Origin of the sequence: Massilia aquatica, assembly GCF_011682045.1 — a bacterium.
Taxonomy (GTDB): Bacteria; Pseudomonadota; Gammaproteobacteria; order Burkholderiales; family Burkholderiaceae_D; genus Telluria_A; species Telluria_A aquatica.
Genome location: NZ_VVIW01000002.1, coordinates 596,798 through 614,904 on the forward strand (window position 1 = coordinate 596,798; position 18,107 = coordinate 614,904).

19 protein-coding genes and 1 pseudogene are annotated in these 18,107 nt (G+C 64.3%); 12 read left to right on the forward strand and 8 right to left on the reverse strand.

All coding sequences use genetic code 11. The annotated features are described in order from the left end of the window. The first annotated feature begins 43 nt into the window (after positions 1 to 43). Together rimO and F1609_RS05690 are read left to right on the forward strand one after the other, a co-directional pair. On the forward strand, positions 44 to 1,423 hold the full coding sequence (gene rimO, locus F1609_RS05685; RefSeq protein WP_167075506.1) for a 30S ribosomal protein S12 methylthiotransferase RimO: 1,380 nt from the start codon (positions 44 to 46) through the stop codon (positions 1,421 to 1,423). Positions 1,424 to 1,484: 61 nt separating this feature from the next. Then, the gene (locus tag F1609_RS05690) at positions 1,485 to 2,645 is read left to right on the forward strand and encodes a cystathionine beta-lyase (protein WP_167075507.1); all 1,161 of its coding nucleotides are present in this window, start codon (positions 1,485 to 1,487) and stop codon (positions 2,643 to 2,645) included. Positions 2,646 to 2,666: 21 nt separating this feature from the next. Here the strand turns inward: F1609_RS05690 and F1609_RS05695 are convergent, their stop codons facing one another. Further along, complete coding sequence (locus tag F1609_RS05695) at positions 2,667 to 3,044, reverse strand: DUF4870 family protein (RefSeq protein WP_167075508.1); 378 nt, start codon at positions 3,042 to 3,044, stop codon at positions 2,667 to 2,669. Positions 3,045 to 3,119: 75 nt separating this feature from the next. Further along, positions 3,120 to 3,563 carry a thioredoxin TrxC gene (gene trxC / locus F1609_RS05700; protein ID WP_167075509.1) on the reverse strand — a complete coding sequence of 148 codons (444 nt, stop codon included), beginning with the start codon at positions 3,561 to 3,563 and terminating at the stop codon, positions 3,120 to 3,122. A gap of 99 nt (positions 3,564 to 3,662) precedes the next feature. Here trxC and F1609_RS05705 point away from each other — a divergent pair, with 99 nt between their 5' ends. Next, positions 3,663 to 4,454: a DUF72 domain-containing protein gene (locus F1609_RS05705; RefSeq protein ID WP_167075510.1), complete on the forward strand. Its 792-nt coding sequence runs from the start codon at positions 3,663 to 3,665 to the stop codon at positions 4,452 to 4,454. On the opposite strand, the gene F1609_RS05710 is transcribed toward F1609_RS05705, so the two are convergent. Together F1609_RS05710 and F1609_RS05715 are read right to left on the reverse strand one after the other, a co-directional pair. Continuing rightward, the gene (locus tag F1609_RS05710) at positions 4,420 to 6,615 is read right to left on the reverse strand and encodes an ATP-binding response regulator (protein WP_167075511.1); all 2,196 of its coding nucleotides are present in this window, start codon (positions 6,613 to 6,615) and stop codon (positions 4,420 to 4,422) included. The genes F1609_RS05705 and F1609_RS05710 overlap by 35 nt on opposite strands. Positions 6,616 to 6,727: 112 nt before the next feature. Next, on the reverse strand, positions 6,728 to 6,997 hold the full coding sequence (locus F1609_RS05715) for a hypothetical protein (protein ID WP_167075512.1): 270 nt from the start codon (positions 6,995 to 6,997) through the stop codon (positions 6,728 to 6,730). 124 nt (positions 6,998 to 7,121) lie between these two features. Between F1609_RS05715 and F1609_RS05720 the strand changes: the two genes are divergently transcribed. Next, positions 7,122 to 7,520, forward strand: coding sequence for a GFA family protein (locus tag F1609_RS05720; RefSeq protein ID WP_167075513.1), 399 nt, complete (start codon positions 7,122 to 7,124; stop codon positions 7,518 to 7,520). A 3-nt stretch (positions 7,521 to 7,523) separates the two neighbouring features. Here the strand turns inward: F1609_RS05720 and F1609_RS05725 are convergent, their stop codons facing one another. After that, on the reverse strand, positions 7,524 to 7,961 hold the full coding sequence (locus F1609_RS05725; RefSeq protein ID WP_167075514.1) for a hypothetical protein: 438 nt from the start codon (positions 7,959 to 7,961) through the stop codon (positions 7,524 to 7,526). Positions 7,962 to 8,133: 172 nt separating this feature from the next. Here F1609_RS05725 and F1609_RS05730 point away from each other — a divergent pair, with 172 nt between their 5' ends. Continuing rightward, positions 8,134 to 10,290 carry a serine/threonine-protein kinase gene (locus F1609_RS05730; protein WP_167075515.1) on the forward strand — a complete coding sequence of 719 codons (2,157 nt, stop codon included), beginning with the start codon at positions 8,134 to 8,136 and terminating at the stop codon, positions 10,288 to 10,290. Continuing rightward, positions 10,287 to 10,916 (forward strand): hypothetical protein, encoded by a 630-nt coding sequence (locus tag F1609_RS05735; protein ID WP_167075516.1) that lies wholly within the window; start codon positions 10,287 to 10,289, stop codon positions 10,914 to 10,916. The genes F1609_RS05730 and F1609_RS05735 overlap by 4 nt, the downstream gene beginning before the upstream one ends. Positions 10,917 to 10,921: 5 nt before the next feature. Here F1609_RS05735 and F1609_RS05740 read toward each other — a convergent pair whose 3' ends face one another. Then, complete coding sequence (locus F1609_RS05740) at positions 10,922 to 12,469, reverse strand: sigma 54-interacting transcriptional regulator (RefSeq protein ID WP_167075517.1); 1,548 nt, start codon at positions 12,467 to 12,469, stop codon at positions 10,922 to 10,924. Between the two features lie 317 nt (positions 12,470 to 12,786). On the opposite strand from F1609_RS05740, the gene F1609_RS05745 reads away from it, so the two are divergent. From F1609_RS05745 to F1609_RS34455, 5 genes are all read left to right on the forward strand, one after another. Then, a complete protein-coding gene (locus tag F1609_RS05745; protein ID WP_167075518.1) occupies positions 12,787 to 13,611 on the forward strand; it encodes a hypothetical protein in 825 nt (274 codons plus the stop codon). After that, positions 13,598 to 13,780: a hypothetical protein gene (locus F1609_RS05750; RefSeq protein WP_167075519.1), complete on the forward strand. Its 183-nt coding sequence runs from the start codon at positions 13,598 to 13,600 to the stop codon at positions 13,778 to 13,780. The genes F1609_RS05745 and F1609_RS05750 overlap by 14 nt, the downstream gene beginning before the upstream one ends. A 126-nt stretch (positions 13,781 to 13,906) precedes the next feature. Then, positions 13,907 to 14,455 (forward strand): GNAT family N-acetyltransferase, encoded by a 549-nt coding sequence (locus tag F1609_RS05755; RefSeq protein WP_167075520.1) that lies wholly within the window; start codon positions 13,907 to 13,909, stop codon positions 14,453 to 14,455. Between the two features lie 132 nt (positions 14,456 to 14,587). Then, complete coding sequence (locus tag F1609_RS05760; RefSeq protein WP_167075521.1) at positions 14,588 to 15,457, forward strand: PEP-CTERM sorting domain-containing protein; 870 nt, start codon at positions 14,588 to 14,590, stop codon at positions 15,455 to 15,457. Between the two features lie 24 nt (positions 15,458 to 15,481). Then, positions 15,482 to 16,339, forward strand: coding sequence for a PEP-CTERM sorting domain-containing protein (locus F1609_RS34455; RefSeq protein ID WP_167075522.1), 858 nt, complete (start codon positions 15,482 to 15,484; stop codon positions 16,337 to 16,339). Positions 16,340 to 16,392: 53 nt separating this feature from the next. Here F1609_RS34455 and F1609_RS05770 read toward each other — a convergent pair. Next, a pseudogene (locus F1609_RS05770) lies at positions 16,393 to 16,581 on the reverse strand (HAD hydrolase family protein); the annotation flags it as partial. Positions 16,582 to 16,762: 181 nt separating this feature from the next. Between F1609_RS05770 and F1609_RS05775 the strand changes: the two are divergent. Next, entirely contained in the window at positions 16,763 to 17,152 is a 390-nt protein-coding gene (locus tag F1609_RS05775; protein ID WP_167075523.1) for a hypothetical protein, read from the forward strand. 105 nt (positions 17,153 to 17,257) lie between these two features. Here F1609_RS05775 and serB read toward each other — a convergent pair whose 3' ends face one another. Next, a complete protein-coding gene (serB, locus tag F1609_RS05780; RefSeq protein WP_167075593.1) occupies positions 17,258 to 18,100 on the reverse strand; it encodes a phosphoserine phosphatase SerB in 843 nt (280 codons plus the stop codon). Between the last annotated feature and the right edge of the window lie 7 nt (positions 18,101 to 18,107).

The following is an 18,107-nucleotide window of genomic DNA, read 5'->3' on the forward strand; positions in this document are numbered from 1 at the left end:
ACAGGTATAATCGCAGATTACCCTGCCTTTTTGTGCCTCCAACATGTCCGAACTTCGTCGTATTCCCCTTCCTGGTGCCGCTCCTAAAGTCGGCTTTGTCTCGCTCGGTTGCCCCAAGGCGCTGGTCGATTCCGAACAGATCCTGACCCAGCTGCGCGCCGAAGGCTACGAGACCGCCAAGTCGTACGAAGGCGCCGATCTGGTCATCGTCAACACATGCGGCTTCATCGACGCCGCCGTGCAGGAATCGCTCGACGCCATCGGCGAAGCGCTGGCCGAAAACGGCCGCGTCATCGTCACCGGCTGCCTCGGCGCCAAAAAAGATGCTGCCGGCGACGACATCATCATGAAGGTGCACCCGAAAGTGCTGGCCGTGACCGGTCCCCACGCCCTCGGCGAAGTCATGGACTCGGTCCACCTGCACCTGCCCAAGCCGCACGAGCCGTTTTTCGACCTGGTGCCGTCGCAAGGCATCAAGCTGACCCCGAAACATTACGCTTACCTCAAGATTTCCGAAGGCTGCAACCACCGTTGCAGCTTCTGCATCATCCCGTCGATGCGCGGCGACCTCGTGTCGCGCCCGATCGCCGACCTGATGATGGAAGCCGAAAACCTGTTCAAGGCCGGCGTCAAGGAATTGCTGGTCATCTCGCAAGACACCAGCGCCTACGGCGTCGATGTCAAGTTCCGCTCCGGTTTCTGGAACGGCCGCCCGGTCAAGACCCACATGACGCAACTGGTCGAAGCGCTCGGCCAACTGGCCGCGCAGTTCGGCGCCTGGGTGCGCCTGCACTATGTGTACCCGTACCCGCACGTCGACCAGATCATCCCGATGATGAGCGGCGGCAATGTCCTGCCTTACCTCGACATTCCGATGCAGCACGCCCATCCCGACGTGCTCAAGCGCATGAAGCGCCCGGCCAGCGGCGAAAAGAACCTCGACCGCATCCAGGCCTGGCGCGCCATGAACCCGGACCTGACCATCCGTTCGACTTTCATCGCCGGCTTCCCGGGCGAGACCGAAGCCGAATTCGAATACCTGCTGGACTTCCTCAAGGAAGCCCAGATCGACCGCCTCGGCTGCTTTGCGTATTCGCCGGTGGAAGGCGCGACCGCCAACCTGCTCGATAATCCCGTGCCGGAAGAAGTGCGCGAAGAACGCCGTGGCCGCGTCATGCTGCTGCAAGAAGAAATCTCGGCCAAGCGCCTGCAAGCCAAGGTCGGAAAAACCATGCGCGTGCTGGTCGATGAAGTCGGCGGCAAGGAGGCCATCGGCCGCTCGTGGGCCGACGCCCCCGAAATCGACGGCGTGGTCCACATCAAGCGTTCGCTGGTGCCGGGCAAGAAGCTCACCGTCGGCGAATTTGCCGAGGTCACCATCACCGCCGCCGACGCCCACGATCTCTGGGCTTCGGTCGTCTAGTCCACCACGGCTGGCACGGCCGCAGTAAGTGGCCGCGCCGCCACCGCCAGGCCGCCAGCCGATGACAACTTCCCCGCAGACCCGCCTCATTCACGACGCCTACGAGCCCCCCGCCGGCTTCGCGGCGTTTCCCACCCCAATCCATCACGCTTCGACCGTCCTGTTCAAGGATGTCGCGGCCATGCGCTCGGGCGACTGGAAAGACAAGAGCGCCTATACCTACGGCCTGCACGGCACGCCCACCACCTTCACCCTGGAAGCGCGCCTGGCCGCCATCGAAGACGGCCAATTCTGCCTGCTGGCGCCGAGCGGGCTGGCGGCGATCGCCATGGTCGATTTTGCGCTGCTCAAGAGCGGCGACGACGTGCTGCTGCCCGATAATGTGTACAACCCGAACCGCGAACTGGGGCGCTGGCTGAGCGAGGACTTCGGCGTCACCGCGCGCTACTATGACCCGATGATCGGGGCCGGCATCGCGCAACTGATGCAGCCCAATACAAAGCTGGTCTGGACCGAGGCGCCGGGGTCGGTGTCGATGGAAGTGCCGGATTTACCAAGCATCTGCAAGGCGGCGCATGCCGCCGGCGCGCTGGTGGCGCTCGATAACACCTGGTCGGCCGGGCTGGCGCTGCGCGGCTTTGAGCTGGGCGTGGACATCATCATGCAGGCGCTGACCAAGTACCAGTCGGGCGGCTCGGATGTGCTGATGGGGGCCGTGATCACGCGCGAGCGGGCGCTGAACGACCGGCTGGCCATGGCGCATATGCGGCTCGGCATGGGCGTGAGCGCGGACGACGCCTATCTGGTGCTGCGCTCACTGCCGACCATGCGGTTGCGCTTCGACGCGCACGACGCGGCGGCGCGCAAAGTGGCGGCATGGCTCAAGGGGCGCCCGGAAATCGCGCGGGTGCTGCATCCGGCGTTTGCCGATTGCCCGGGCCACGAACACTGGAAGCGCGATTTTACAGGGGCGGGCGGTTTGTTTTCGGTGGTGTTCGATGCGGGCTACAGCGAGGCGCAGACCGACCGTTTCGTCGACAGCCTGGCCTTGTTCGGCATCGGCTACAGCTGGGGCGGGGCGAACAGCCTGGTCATGCCGTACCGGATGCGGACGATGCGCAAGGGGTGGACCGATGCGGGGGTGCTGGTGCGCTTCAATATCGGGCTGGAAGAGGCCGATGACCTGATCGCAGACCTGGAACAGGGACTGGCGCGCCTGTAGGGCGCCAGTCCCGCGCCGGCGTCAGGCCGGCATCGCCAGGTTCTTCTCCAGGTCGAAAAAGCCTTTCAGCAGGCGGTACGCCTTCCAGATCCATGCCAGTCCACCGACGATATAGCCGATGACGAGGCCAAGACCTAACAGCCACCACAAGGTAAAGATGAAGAAGAAGGCGATCGCCATCCACAAGGCGAACCACCAGAACGAACGGATCATCCAGCTATGATGGCTGTAGAGGAAGGTTCCCTGGGTCTCGGGACGCTTGATGTAGTTCACGATCACGGGCAGTATAGCCAGCAAGCCCAGTGAGAAAACCAGCGCCAGCGCATGTACGATGTACAGGATGCGCACCATGTTCTTGTGTTCTTCCAGGTCGGAAGTAATCGTTACGTCTTGGTTCATAGGTGATGCTCCTTTAACAATATGCTTCGATTGTAGCAGTCCCGCTGCGCGCCGCCTGCAACTTTCGCATGCATATCATGCGTGCCGCATCAGAGCGTCCACCCAGGAAACGATGCCGTTGACATCCATCGCGCCCGGCTGGCGCGCCACCTCGCGCCCGTTGCGAAACAGCGCCAGCGTGGGAATGCTGCGGATGTTGTAGCGCGCCGCCAGGTCCTGCAGATGCTCGGTATCGACCTTGAGCAGGCGCACGCGTGGCTCCAGCCGCCTGGCCGCCTGCAGATAGGCCGGCGCCATCTGCTTGCACGGCCCGCACCATTCGGCCCAGAAGTCGACCAGCACCGGAATATCGTTGCGCTCGATGTGCTTGTTGAAGCGCGCCGTGTTGACGTCGAGCGGCGCGCCGGCAAACAGCTCCTTGGCGCATTTGCCGCACACCGGCGTGTCTTTCAGGCGCTCCTGGGCGAGCCGGTTGACCGCTTCGCAATGCGGGCAAACGATGTGGACGGGGTCGGTCATGAAATCCTCCTGCGTACAGATTGGTAAAACACCATTGTAGACCGGGCGCCGCCCAAGCGTGTTCGGCCTGCCGCGCGAGTGCTGCTACACTTTCGCACCATGACATCTCAACAACTTCAATCGCGCGGCGTGCTGCGCATCGGCTGTGCCGGCTGGACCATTGCGCGCGAGGCGGCGGCGTCTTTCGAAACCGAAGGCAGCCACCTGGAGCGCTACGCCCGGGTGCTCGGCACGGTCGAAATCAACTCGTCCTTTTACCGGCCGCACCAGAGCAAGACCTATGCGCGCTGGGCCGCGAGCGTGCCGCCCGAGTTTCGTTTCGCGGTCAAGATGCCGCGCGCGATCACGCACGATGCGGGCCTGGTCGGCATCGAGGCGCCGCTGCGCCAGTTTGCCGGCGAGGCCGGGGCGCTGGGCGACAAACTTGGCTGCCTGCTGGTGCAGCTGCCGCCCAAGTCCGCGTTCGACGCCACTGTCGCCGGCGCGTTCTTCGCGCGGGTAAAAGAGAACTTCGGCTGCATGCTCGCCTGCGAAGCGCGCCATCCCAGCTGGTTCGGCGAGGATGCGACTGCGCTGCTCGAACGCGAGGGCGTCACGCGCGTGATCGCCGATCCGGCCAAGGGCCAGGAAGGGCCGCACGTGCCGACCACCCAGGCCATGTATGTGCGCCTGCATGGCTCGCCGCGCATCTATTATTCGACGTATTCGCCGGCCTACATTGCCCAGCTGGCGCGCGACCTGGACACCCACGCGCAGCAGGGGCGCGAGGTCTGGGTCATCTTCGACAACACGGCGTCCGGCGCGGCGCTGCCGAACGCCTTGGCGCTGCGCGCCGCGCTCGGGCTTGACCTGGGACTTACGCCAGCGCCAGGTCCAGGTCTTCCAGCCTGATCGGCTTGGTGAAGTGGCGTGCGAAGCCGGCGTCAATGGCGTGGGTGCGGTCCTTTTCGCTGCCGTAGCCGGTCAGCGCGATGAGTTCGATGCCGGCCGTGCGCTCGTCGCTTTTCAGCGCGCGCGCCAGCGCATAGCCATCCATGCCGGGCAGGCCGATGTCGATGAAGGCCAGCTCCGGCTGCGCGGCCAGCGCGGTGGCAATCGCCTCCGGCCCGCTGGCGGCGCTGACCACGTCGCAGGAACGCAGTTGCAGCAGCATCGACATCATCTCGCGCGCATCGGCATTGTCTTCGACCAGCATTACGCGGCGCAGGCGCTGCGCCGGCGCGCTTGATGCCGCCGCCAGCGCCGGCGTGTGCCCGGCCAGGCGCGGCAGGGTCACGGTGGCGGTGCTGCCCTTGCCGCTGCCGTCGCTGTCGATGCGCACAAAGCCGCCGTGCAGCTCGACCAGGCGGCGCACCAGCGACAGGCCGATTCCCAGCCCGCCATGCGCGCGTTGCAGGCTTTGCTTGCCCTGCACGAAAATATCGAACACGTGCGGCAGCAGCTCGGGCGCGATGCCCAGGCCCGAGTCGCGCACGGACAGTTCCACCGCGTCGCCCACCTGGCGCACGCTGATCGCGATCTCGCCGCCGCCGGGACTGTACTTGATGGCGTTATCTAACAGGTTGTCGATCACCTGCAGCAGGCGGGTAGGATCGGCGTTGACGGTGGCCGCCACGCTGTCGACGCGCACCGTAAAGGCGGCCGTGCGCCCGCTGGCCTTGAGCGTGTCGACGCAGCGCTGCACCACTTCGGCCAGGTCGACCGGCGCCTTTTGCAGTTCCAGCTTGCCCATCAGGGCGCGGTTTATTTCGAGCAGGTCGTCGACCAGTTTGCGCAGATGGTCGGTCTGGCGCCGCAGCACGTCGCGCGCGCGCTGGGCCATGGCGTCGTCCACCTGGCGCGCGTTGTCGAGGATCGAGACGGCGCTGGCCACCGCGCTGAGCGGGTTGCGCAGCTCGTGGCCGAGCATCGCCAGGAATTCATCCTTGGCGGCGTTCTGTTCTTCGGCGCGGGCGCGCGCGGTCTTTTCGGACACCAGCAGGGCATTGCGTTCGTTCTCGGCGTCGCTGCGCGAGCGCATTTCGGCCTGCAGGCGGTCGCTCGCTTCGCGGATCGCTTCGTTCAGGCTTTCCAGTTCATGGATGCCGGAGCGCGCCAGCGCGCGCACTTGGCCGCCCTGGCCGAGCAGTGCGGCGGCCTGCGAGGCGCGCGCCACGAAGCGCACCAGGTGGCGTCCGGCCAGCATGGCCAGCGCCAGCGCCGCCACCAGGGCGATCACCAGCCCGGCCGCCATCACCGGCACCCCGCGCCAGACCGCCGCCTCGATTGCCTCGACCGGCGCGCCAATGATGATCGACCAGCCCGAACGTTCGGAGCGGGTGAAGGCGTCCACGACTTCTTTGTTGTCCACCGCCAGATGGGTGAACACGCCGCTGCGCGTCTTGTTGATCATGGCCAGCGTGTCCGGGCGCACCGTGACGCCGACGAATTTCTCGGCGTTCTCGCTGCGCGCGATGATGATGCCGGCGCGGTCGAGGATCGATACGCGCCAGCCCTGCGGCAGGGCGGGGCCGGTGAACGAACGCGCAAAAAAGGCCGGCGAAAAGGCTTGCCCGATGACGTACTGCTTGCCGGACGCGGTGCGGATCGGTTCCTCCACCATGACGAAATGGTTCTTCAGCACCTCGCCCCATTTGATGCCGGTCACCTGGCCCTGGTTCGAGGCCAGCATGGCGCTGACCTGTTCCGGATCGGGGCGCTTGGGCAGGTTGACGCCGTACTGGCGGCGCGTGTTGATCACCTGCTGGCCGCCGCTGTCGTACAGGATGATCCAGCCGCCCGGCGCGGCGCTGGCCTGGCGCGCCTCGTCGTAGAAGCGCGCCAGGTCGCCCTGCGCCAGCGCCTGCGAGTGGCCCAGCACCTTGAGCACCGACTGGGCGCGGTAGATATCGGCGTCGATGGCGCGCGCGGTCAGGGTGGCGCTTTGCTCGATGCGCCCGACGGCGAAACTGCGCTGGGTGTCCTGCAGGATGTGCAGCGCAATGGCGCCGAAGACGGCGACCGGAATGACGATCGAGAGAGCCAGGGAAAAATAGAGGGAACGCAGGCGCATCAGTGGGCGGCGCCGCGGAAGTGGTGGGAGTTGGCTGGCATGGATCGACGGAGCTGGGTGACGGGAACGGTGCGCAATTTTACAGCAGGCCAGCGCACTTGCGAAACTCGCGTCAGCGGCCGCCGTCGCGCAGCCTGCGCTGCTCGACCTCATGCACCGCCAGCGGCAGGGTGGCGCGCCACACGGCCAGCCCGGCCAGGCTGGCGCCGCCGCACAGCCAGCCGCGCAGGTCGACGCTTGGCTGCGACAGGAACCACATCATCGCCACCATGCCGCCAATCATCATCAGCATGCCGGACAGCGCCGCCCAGGCACGCCAGTTGGCGGCGTGGGCTTGGGTGGCGGTGCTCAGGGTCAGGGCGATCTGTTGGGTGATATTCATGCAGGCAAGCATACAAGCTGGGATGGGGATTGTCCATCGGCAAGTGCCGCGCGCAGGCGGGTAGCGCTGCTGCATTCCTTGCTGGTACACTCGGAGTGTATGCTTAACAGAAACTCAACTCACGATGAAAACGTATCTTGGAAGTTGCCATTGCGGCGCGGTGCGCTTCGAGGCCGATATTGACCTGAGCCTGGAAACCTTGCGCTGCAACTGTTCGCTATGCAGGAAGAACCGCTGGTGGGCCGCGATCGTCAAACCCGAATCGTTCCGCCTGCTGTGCGGGGCGTCCGAGCTGGGCGACTACCAGTTTCACCGGCGCGTGGAGCGCCACCTGTTTTGCCGCCATTGCGGAGTGCGCCCGTTCAGCATCGGCCAGTCGCCGCGGCTCGGCAAGTTCTACGGCGTGAGCGTGGCCTGCCTGGACGGCGTGTCGGATGAAGAACTGTCGTGGGTGCCGGTGCGCTACGTGGACGGGCGCCACGACGAGTGGGACAAGCCGCCCGCCGAGACGGGCTACCTGTAGCGGTCAGCGGTGGCGAAACCCGCGTCCATGGCCGCGTCCGTGGCCGCCGTAGCCCCAGCCGCTCCCCACATGGGCACGCCCATAGCCGTGATGGCCCCATGAGCGGCCGAAGCCGAAGCCCAGGCTCAGCGAAATCGGCGGATACCACAGCGGTTCCTCGATATACACCGGGGCCGGTACATACACCGGCTGCTGCACGTAGACCGGCGCCTGCACCCAGACCGGCGGCGCGCTCACGCTGACCGGACGCGAGGAATATTCGACGCGCGCGCCGTTGGGCGAGGCCGCCGCCACCTTGTCGCCGGTGCCCGGCGCGACCGGGGTGACCGACACCACGCGCCACTGCGACGGATCGGACGGCTGCGCATAGCGGGGTTCGGATGGATAGGTGGCGCAACCGCCCAGGGCAACTAACGTTCCGATAATTAAGAGGTTTTTCATGGCAAGGAATTCCTTATTCTGTTGCTATCACTATAGGCAAACGGCATGCGCCGGCGCTGCTACTTACACGTTGTTACACTCATGATACGACACGAAACTTTTTTGTCATTGACAGTGCCGAACATGTACACTACGGAAATGTTTTTGCAACTAATATAACGTGGAGCGCAATTTGCAGGATGACGAGCAGGGGCCGGGCCATTATCAGCTGAAGCGACTGTTGGGAGAGGGCGGATTCGGGCAAGTCTACGAAGCCTGGGACTCCAAACTCCAGCGTATTATCGCCATCAAGCGGCTCAAGCCGCAACTGCTTTCCTCGCGACCAGACAACCTGCTCGACGAGGCGCGTCTGGCCGCGTCCCTGCGCCATCCCGGCTTCGTGCGCATCTTCTCGATCGAGGGCGACGCCGCCGAGCAATCGATCGTCATGGAGTTCGTCGACGGCTGCACCCTGCGCGAAGCCGGCAAGCAAGGTCCCATGCCCGAAGCGCAGGTGCTGGGCATCGTCGACCAGGTGGCGGACGCTATGTGCGAAGCCCACGACGCCAAACTCATCCACGGCGACATCAAGCCGGCCAACCTGATGCTCGAACCGGGCGGTCAGGTGCGCATCATGGATTTTGGCCTGGCGCGCAAGATCGACCCGCAGGCCACCGAATCGGTGGTGTTCGACCAGACCGAAGGCACCATCGCCTACCTGGCGCCGGAACTGATGATGGGCTCGACCCTGAGCCCGCAAAGCGATGTGTACGCGCTCGGCGTGGTGATGTACGAGCTGCTCACGGGCACCCGACCGTTTTCGCACTTGAGCGGGCTGGCGCTGGCCGCCGCCCATATCCAGTCATCCTCGAAGCTGTGGCCGTTCGCGCCGGACACCAGCCCGGCCGTGACCGCGCTGGTGCGCGCCATGACGTCGCGCCAGCCCGAGGAGCGGCTCGCCTCGATGCAGGCGGTGCGCGAAGCCGTGCGCGGCGTGCGCGAGGGCCCGGGCGTGCCGCCCACGCCGCCAGCGCTCACGCCAGCTACTGCGCGCGCGCCGTTCGACAAGAAGAAGGCGGCGCTCGCCATCGGCATCGGCGCGCTGGTGCTCGCGCTGGGCGGGGCGGTGGCGACCGGACGGGTGGGCGACTGGTACCAGCATAACGATCCGTTCTTTTCCGAAGCGAAGGCGATGCAGGCTGGCCTGACGGCGCTCAAGACCTTCGAGCGGCCAGAAAGCCTCGATCTGGCGATCCGCAACTTCAATGCCATTCTTGAGCATGACCCCAAGCACGCCGCCGCTGCGGCGGGCTTGTCGTTCGCCTATTGCTTCAAGCAAAACTCTGAAAGCCGCGATAGCACATGGCTGAGCCGTGCCGATGCCAGTGCCCAGTTGGCCCTTAAGCTCAACGCTCAACTGGCGCTGGGCTACGCTGCGCATGCGGCTGTACGTACCGGCCAGCGCAAGCTTCCCGAAGCGCTACTGCTTGCCGAGCAGGCACTGCGGCTCGACCCGCTTAACTGGTTTGCGCTGATTGCTAAAACTAACGCACTGACCCGTTCGCGGCGATTTTCCGAGGCTGAGCGCACCGTGCTGCATGCCATCAAGATTTATCCAGATGATCATGTGTTGCAAGACTTGCTGGGTACACTCTACTTCGAGCAGGGGCAACTCGAACCAGCCGAGCGGGCCTTCCGGCGCAGCATCGCATTGCAGCCGGACACGGTGAAATCCTATGCCAATCTGAGCTTCGTGCTGCAACGCCAGAATCGCATCGACGAGAGTTTGCAAGTGTTGCAGCAAGGTCTACAAGTACGCCCGACGGGGCAGTTGTACACTAATCTTGGCAACGCCTTGTTCAATCGTGGCGATTATGTTGCCGCGGCCGAGGCATTCGAGCGCGCCGTCGCACCGCCTCTCGGCACTAACTACGACTACCTTCGCTGGGCAAACCTGGCCGATACCCTGCGCTGGATCCCGGGGCGCCAGGAGGACTCGCGCAAAGCCTATCGTCGCGCGCTGGGCGTGCTTGAGTCCCTGATCGAACAGGTCCCGGGCGACGCTACCTTGCAGTCGCGCCGGGGGCTCTATGCGGCGCGCCTGGGTCAGCGTGCCGAGGCTGTCGAGTATACGCAGCGCGCCATCAAGCTGCTGCCGACCGACCCGAATCTCCGTTTTCGCGCAGCCATGGCATACGAATTGCTTGGCGAACGGGACCGCGCACTTGCAGAACTGACACTGGCGCGCGACAAGGGTTATCCGGCACATCTGATCAATGCAGAACCGGACCTGATCGCGCTGCGGCGCGATTCACGGTATTTTTATTCCACAACAGAAAGCGATAAATGATGAAGCCGACCTCGATGCTCCTGGAAGCAAATTTCGACATCAACCAGATTGGCGAAACGCTGGAATGGTCCTTCAGCCGCAAAGACGGCGCAGGCAATCCGCTCAAGGGCCGCTACGCCGGTTCCATCTATTTCACCGTCGGCGAAGAAGTGCACATCCGGGTGCGTGCGGGAGGTTATGAGAAGTTCGAATCATTCAAGGTGCTCGACTGCACCCTGATTACCCGGCCGCAGATCGTTTCCATCGTGCCGGGCTCGCTGGCGACGTATGCAAAACCGTCGCCCTTCGACGGCACGGTAGGCGCATGCGTCGAGGTTGATCCTGCGCAGTTCGGTTCTGCCCATGGTGCCGAGAGCGAACAGGATGGACGCAAGTACCATACGATCGCGCGGAAGTGGAAAAACCACCTGACTGTCGCCGAGACCACTGGTCGCTGGGAAATCGCCTTCGTTCTCACCGTCGAGATCACGCGCCAGTCCGGCGAGCAGCAACAGCGCGTGTTCGTGTTCGACCCCGAAGGCGAGGTTGGCGCAGGCATCAATCCACCGATCTTTTGCGATCAGGACGACGGCGTCGCTTGCCAAAATATGCCCGAAGGCGAGGTCGGCGTCGGCTTGCCGACCTGAGTTTCCTAGGCGGCGTCCAGCCCCAGCACCCGCAAATGGCGGCGCAGCGCTTCGCTCGGGGTTTTCAGGCGCGACGCGCAGCGCGCCAGGTCGCGGCCATGCGCGCTCAAGGCCGCGTCGAGTTCCTCGCGCGGAATCAGGGCCGCCGGGCGGATCGCCGGATGCGCCTCGATCAGCTTGTACAGCGAGGGCCGTGACAAGCCCAGCTGCTGGGCCGCGCCGCTGATCTGCCAGCCGTGTTCTTCCAGCGCGCCGAGCAGGTCGTCGTTGCTGACCTCGGCCAGTTTGCGGCGCGGCGCGCCATCCAGCGGCGCTTTCTGGCTGGCGCTGCGCGGCTGTTCGGCCGACATGGCGAACATGGCGCTGGCCGGGCGCGCTGTGGCCGGCGCGTGCACGTATTGCGACAACACCGGCCGTTCGCCCGCCTGCAAGGCCATCACCATCCGGCGCGCCACATTCGCCAACTGGCGGATATTGCCCGGCCAATCGTAATTGCACATTTCACTGACCAGCGCCGGCGGAAACGCCGCCAGCTCGGCACTGTTCAACTCGCAACCTTTGAGCATGTGCAGCAGCAGTACGCCGATATCCTCGCGCCGCTCGCGCAGGGTCGGCACCCGGATCACGAACGCTTCCATGCGACGCAGCAGCGGCTGGTTGAAGCCGCGCGCGTCCAGGTCCTGGTCGGTGGCGGCGATCAGACGCGCCGTGGTGCGCGCATCGGCGCTGGCGCCGAGCGGGCGGTAGCAGCCCGTTTCCAGCACCCGCAGCAGCATCGGCTGCACCGAAGCCGGGGTGTCGCCCAATTCATCGAGAAACAAGGTGCCGCCATCGGCCTCGGCAAACAAACCCTGGCGCGGCGCCTGCGCGCCCGTGTAAGCACCCTTGACCGCGCCGAACAGGTCGGCCGCGGCCAGCGACTCGCTCAGGGTCGCCATGTTCACCGCGACCAGCGGATGGGCGCTGCGCTTGCTGGCCTGGTGGATGGCGCGCGCCGCCACATCCTTGCCGGTGCCGGTCTCGCCCAGCAGCAGCACGGCCAGGTCGGTCCCCGCCACCTGGCGGATCAGCTCGCGCGTGGCGATGGCGCCGCTGCTCACGCCCAGCAGGCCCGGGAACAGGTTGGGGCGCGGGAAGCTGGTCATCCAGTGCAGGCACAGCAGTACATGGCCGCCCAGGCCCAGCACCACGCCGCCTCCGATCTCTTCACGTGTAAAGCGGCGCGTGCCGCTCAGCACCGCGCCGTTGACCTCGAGCGCCATGCGGCTGTCGGGCGCGGCCAGTTCGACGCTATCGTCGCCCAGCCGGCGCACCATCAGCGGCGCGCGCGCGATCGCCCGGTGGCCGAGCGCGATGCCATCCTGGCCGGGGCGGAAGAACAGCGGCGTGTAGCGGCACACCTCGATCTCGCCTTCCTCGGCCGGGCCGATGAACTGCTCGCCGATGCGCTCCGTTTCCGGGTGCCACAGAATGGTCAGGCCCAGCAAGGCACTTGTGATGCCATTCTTTTGCGAGAATAGCTGGGTCGTCAGCGTGTTATCAACATCATTCACCGGGGTCTCCGTGGCACAGCGTTTAATAGTTTGCCAATTATAAGGCAAGTACGACAATTGTTGACATGTAAAGAGGGGTCCGCTTACACGTGTTTTACACGTCGCGTGTCAATTCCGCTTCGGGTGCTGGCATGTCAGCTTTCCGCCCGACATGTAAATGACGCTGCATTTACATGCTCGTTTACATCATTTACCTAAAAACAAGACGCATTTGCCGCTGATTTTCACGCTTATCAAGCTGGCACGCTAGTTGCTAAGTATCTATCGCGGCCTGTTCGGGCCGCAAGTAGCTAATGCTTGATAGAGAGTTGGGAAACATGGGTATCGTGATCGAAAGTTATGCATTCGTTGGCGTGGCAACCCGGGCAACCGGGCCGACGGCGCAGGTTTGGCTGCCGCCGGGCTTCACGCTCACCGGCGGCGGCGCCTACGACATGGGCCGCGGCACCTCGAACACGCTGACCGCCTGCTACCCGACCCGCAACCAGGCCGGCGTCTACACCGGCTGGGCGGCGGCCGGGCGCGACTTCGGCCTGGCCGATCCGGTGCCGCTGGCCGTGTACGCGGTCGGCATCCGCATCACCCGCGACGGCGAGCCGGTCACGGTCGAGCAGCAAGTGTTTTCGGCCACCAGCGCGCTGGTCTCGGACCCGGGCGTGAGCGTCAAGCTCGGCGCCGGCTGGATCGGCACCGGCGGCGGCGCCCAGGATAACTACGCCACGCCCGTCAACGGCAACATGCTCACCGCCAGCTACCCGCTGATCGGCGCCGACGGCAATATCTGCGGCTGGAGCGCCTCCGGACGCGAGCACGACGCCGTCGACCAGGCCCGCGTGACCGCCTTTGTGATCGGCATCCGTACCGGACCCGACGTGGCGCTCGCAGCGCGCATTGTCTCGAACACCAGCCTGCTGACCGGCTACCCGAGCGCGCTGGTGGCCGTCCCTCACGGCAATGCCGTGGTGGCCGGCGGCGGCGCCTTGGTCGGGGAGAGCGGGCGCAATTCCATGCTGAGCGCCTCATGCCCGATCATCAGCAGCCAGGACGGCCGCCTGACCGGCTGGTTCGCCGCCCGCAAAGTACAAAAATCGGCCCCGCCGAGTGGCATTACCGCCTATGGAGTCTTGCTTGAAGCTGCGTGACTGGATCCTGGTGCTGATGGCCGTGCTGGCGCTGGCGGCCGACCTGCCCGAGCGCGCCGCCATGTCCGGCAAGCAGCCCACAACCGCCCTGACAACCGGGCCCGCGCCAGCGCAGCCGGCCCCGGTACCTTATAACCTCGATCGAACGAGGGATACCGCCAGACGATAGGCGGATGGCGTTCCACCACGCCCGCCGCCACTGATGTCGTCTTCTTTTAACGCGCACCAAGGTGCGCGTTTTTTTTCGCCGTGCCGTGCCGCCTATAATCGGGTTTTCACCCCGACGGGAGCAAGCATGTTCACCATTCGCCTCGCACGCATGTCCGAAAAACCGCTGCTGGAAGAGCTGATTGCGCGCTCGGGGATCGGCCTGGCCGACGGCTTTTACACGCCGCCGCAAGCCGCCGCCATCACGCGCGAGGTGTTCGGGGTGGACAGCGCCCTGGTCGAAGACGGCACCTATTTCGCCATCGAGGACGAGGGCAGGGTGGTGGCCTGCGGCGGCTGGAGCCGGCGCGCCACCGACTTTGGCGGCGATGGCGCCAAGCATGGCAACGACCGCCTGCTCGATCCGGCCACCGAGCCGGCCCGCATCCGTGCCTTTTTCGTCGACCCGGCGATGGCGCGGCGCGGGCTGGGCAGCATGCTGCTGCGGCACTGCATCGATGCTGCCGCACAGGCCGGCTTTGGTTCGCTGGAACTGGTCTCGACCATGCCGGGCGAGCCCTTGTACCTGGCGCACGGTTTCGTGGCGATCGAACCGATCGCGCTGGCGCTGGCCGATGGCGTGGTGGTCAGGCTGACCCGCATGCGACGCAGCCTGGCACTCCAGCCTGGCTGCTGACACGCCCGAACGCCTTCGGAATCCACTTGGCAGCGTGAAATTTGTATAAATTGAACAACAAATCATCGCGTGTGCAGCGGGCGCTGCTATATTGTCATTCTCGATAATTTTGTTATTAAATTAAGGCATTCCATGAACAAATTCGCCGTAGGCGTGGTGATCGCGGCCACGCTGGCGTCACCGCTGCTGGCCCAGGCACAGGTGCGCGCTGACGCCAGCCTGAGCAATTTCTCGTACACCCTGGTTGATTTGTTGCCCGACGATGGCATCGTGCCCTCGCTCACCATCGTCGTGCCCGCAGATTATGCCGGCGCCTCCCAGATTTCTGCCTACCTCAGGCAGTATGGCGACACGGTCCCATCGCTGGACGACAAACGTACCCAATATACCACCCGCTATAACCGCGACATCAATGCGCGTCTCGACACGGCTGCCGGCAAGTCAGGCGCCAGCGTGACCGGTACTGATTTCGCTTCACTGCAATTTCGCACCACGGTCTCGACCACCAGCTCCGTTGCCGGAACCCGGCAGACGTATGCGTCCGCCAGTGCCAACATTGTCGAGTTCGTGCTCTCGCCGGGCACCCAGGTCTCGTTCTTCGCCGACTTCAACGGCAGCGCGTCCGCGGCGAAGCCGGCAAGCAGTCTGTTTCGGGAAGATGCGCAAATCGATGGTTCTTTTTCTTTAGTCGGCTATGTGCAGGACCAGGTGATCGGCGGGGACTCGAAAACGATCAGGGTGAAAGCGGCGAACGGTTATTACGACGCAAGTCCTCCTCCCATTGCGTCGAGCAGTGAGCGTTTTTCGCTGACGTTCGATAACAACTCGGCGTTGTCATCGAATCTGAACTTGAAGTTTTCCTTGACCTCGTCCGCGGACAGTCAGTACTACAGCATGCTGCCACTGCCGGTACCCGAGCCGGCCACCACGGCCATGCTGCTTGCCGGACTGGGCCTGGTCGCGGGCGCAGCGCGCCGCCGCCGCAAGGTCCAGGGTAACTAACTCATTATTCAACTCAGGATTTTTATGAAGACAATCGTTACCACGCTGGTACTGGGCGCAACGCTCGCCGTGCCGCTGTCGGCCAGCGCGCAAGTGAGCGCGCAAGGCACCTTGACCAATTTTTCTTACTCGCTGGTGGACTTGCTGCCGAACGACGGCATCGCGCCATCGCTGTCGATCGTCAAGCCGCTGTATCCCGCGCAGCTGGGCATCCGCGCCATCGGCGATATCAGCGAAACCGGCTTGCGCCAGAACCGCGAGAGCAGCGAAGACAATTCGCGCTTGCTGTACAGCCGCGATCTCGACGCAGGCATATCCCTCGCGCAGGGCACCGCGGTGTCGACCGTCAGCGGCACCAATTTCCAGACCCTGGCCTTGAGTACGGCCGCGTCGACCAAAAACGGCGCCGGCTACGAGCGCAGGGTGGTCGCGTCGAATTACGTGATGATCGAAGAATTCGTCCTTTCGCCCGGTACTGAGGTCAGGTTCTTTGCCGACGTGCGTGGCAGCGTGGCGAAAGCACTGCCAAGCACCAATACCCTGAAAGAGAGTTCGGAACTCTCGGCCTCGATGAGCTTCCCTGAATTCAGCGCCAACGGCTACCCGGATTTCGTTTCGGAGTTCAGCATGCGAGCGCCGTCCTGGAGCGCCGATCCGAACGCGCCGTACTCGGAGTCGGCCAGCGAGCGCTTGTCGATCATGTTCCAGAACACGGCGAAAACGTCGTGGAAGCTGAAGGTGGAGCTCACCTTGTGGTCGGAAGCGAACTCGCTCGATACCTCGCCGGTGGCCAGTCCGGTGCCGGAGCCGGCGACGTACGGCATGCTCCTTGCAGGCCTGGCGCTGGTGGCGGGTGTGGCGCGCCGCAAGCGGCCTGCCTGAGTGTTTGTTGCATGCGGGCGCGCGCCCGCATGGTGTGATGAGCGCAGCGGCCCTTAGGCCAGGATGTTGAGTAAACGATCCAGGCCCGTGTAAGTGAGCGCCGCGTCGGCCTGGGCGCGCACCACCGGCTTGGCGTGAAACGCCACCGACCGGACGGCGACGCTCATCATGGCCAGGTCATTGGCGCCGTCGCCCATGACAATCGCCTGCGCCGTGTCGATGCCGATCTCAAGGCACACGCGTTAAAATATGCTAAAGCGAGCGTGGGGGAGGACTTTGCGGAATCCGTGGTCATGTACGGGCACAGTAAAGGCGGAAAGCGCGAAGCGACTACGCGGCGATTGTATCCCGAGCGCTATAAGGAACTGGGTCGTATCTTCTCGGCCAGGAAAAACAAACAGGATCGTGTCATCGCAGTTCAGCTTGAGCGACCTTGCCGGCTTTCGACAATTTGATAAGCAGGATCAGAGACTGCTGTTTCAGGCAAGCATAAGGAATCTCATGGATATATATTGTGAAACTCAACCTGTCCCGGTGCATCAAGTCGTTACCGTCGACATGTTTACAAATTTGAAAACAGAAAAGCCTTTTTCCAGTCTGCCAACAAGCTTGCAGTTTCAACCGAAAATTATTGAGTGTGATGGCGTAAAGAAGACGGTAATGGTGCCAGTCGCGACAGTGGAATTTGTTCCGTTGAACGCCAAGGGAGACCTGGTCGCCAGGCAGGATGCTGTACTCGTCCGGATTTCTTACTACGACGAGGAAGGGCGCAGGCTCAGTACCACGACCTTACGTAAAAATGCCGCCAAATAGACGATGACAAGCACCTCTTGCTGTTATCTTATCGCTGCGCGCTATAAAAGTTCGCAACTTCATCGATAGACATGGCTGACTTGACGCTCGGCTGCCGTCGCGCGATTACGCAAGAATGTTCAGCAGCCCGTCCAGCCCAGTGTACGTCAGGGCCACGTCGGCCTGGGCGCGCACCACCGGCTTGGCGCGGAACGCCACCGACAGGCCGGCGATGCTCATCATGGCCAGGTCGTTGGCGCCGTCGCCCATGACGATCGCCTGCGCCGTGTCAATGCCGAGGTCAAGGCACACGCGCTCCACGGTGCGCTTCTTTTCTTCGGCGTCCACAATCCCTCCCAGCACGCGGCCGGTCAGTTTGCCGTCCACGATCTCCAGCACGTTCGCGTGCGCGAAATCGAGCCCCAGGCGTGCCTTGAGGCGGTCGGTAAAGAAGGTGAACCCGCCCGACACCAGCAAGGTGCGCAGGCCGGCCGCGCGCACAGCCGCCAGCATCGCTTCGCCGCCCATCGACATGGCCAGCCGCTCGTCGTACACGCGTTCCAGCGCCGCCGCGTCCAGCCCGGCCAGCAGCGCCACGCGCCGCGTCAGGCTGTCGGCAAAATCCAGCTCCCCGCGCATGGCCGCTTCGGTAATCGCCGCCACCTGGGGTTTGAGGCCCTGCATGTCGGCGATTTCGTCGATGCACTCGATGGTGATCAGGGTCGAATCCATGTCCATCGCCACCAGCTTGAAGTCGGCCAGGGCGCGCCCCGGTGCGATGAAGGTGGCGTCGATGCGCGCCGCGCCGGCGGCCACCTCGATAGTCTGCTTGAGGGCCTCGGAAAAATCGATGGCTTCGCAGCGAATGGCGCACTCGCCCAGTTCCGTCACGCGCGCCGGGTTGGCCAGCGCGGCGATGCGGCGCAAGGTGTCGAGGGTGGTGTCAAGGCCTTGCAGCACCAGGTTCATCGTCGTC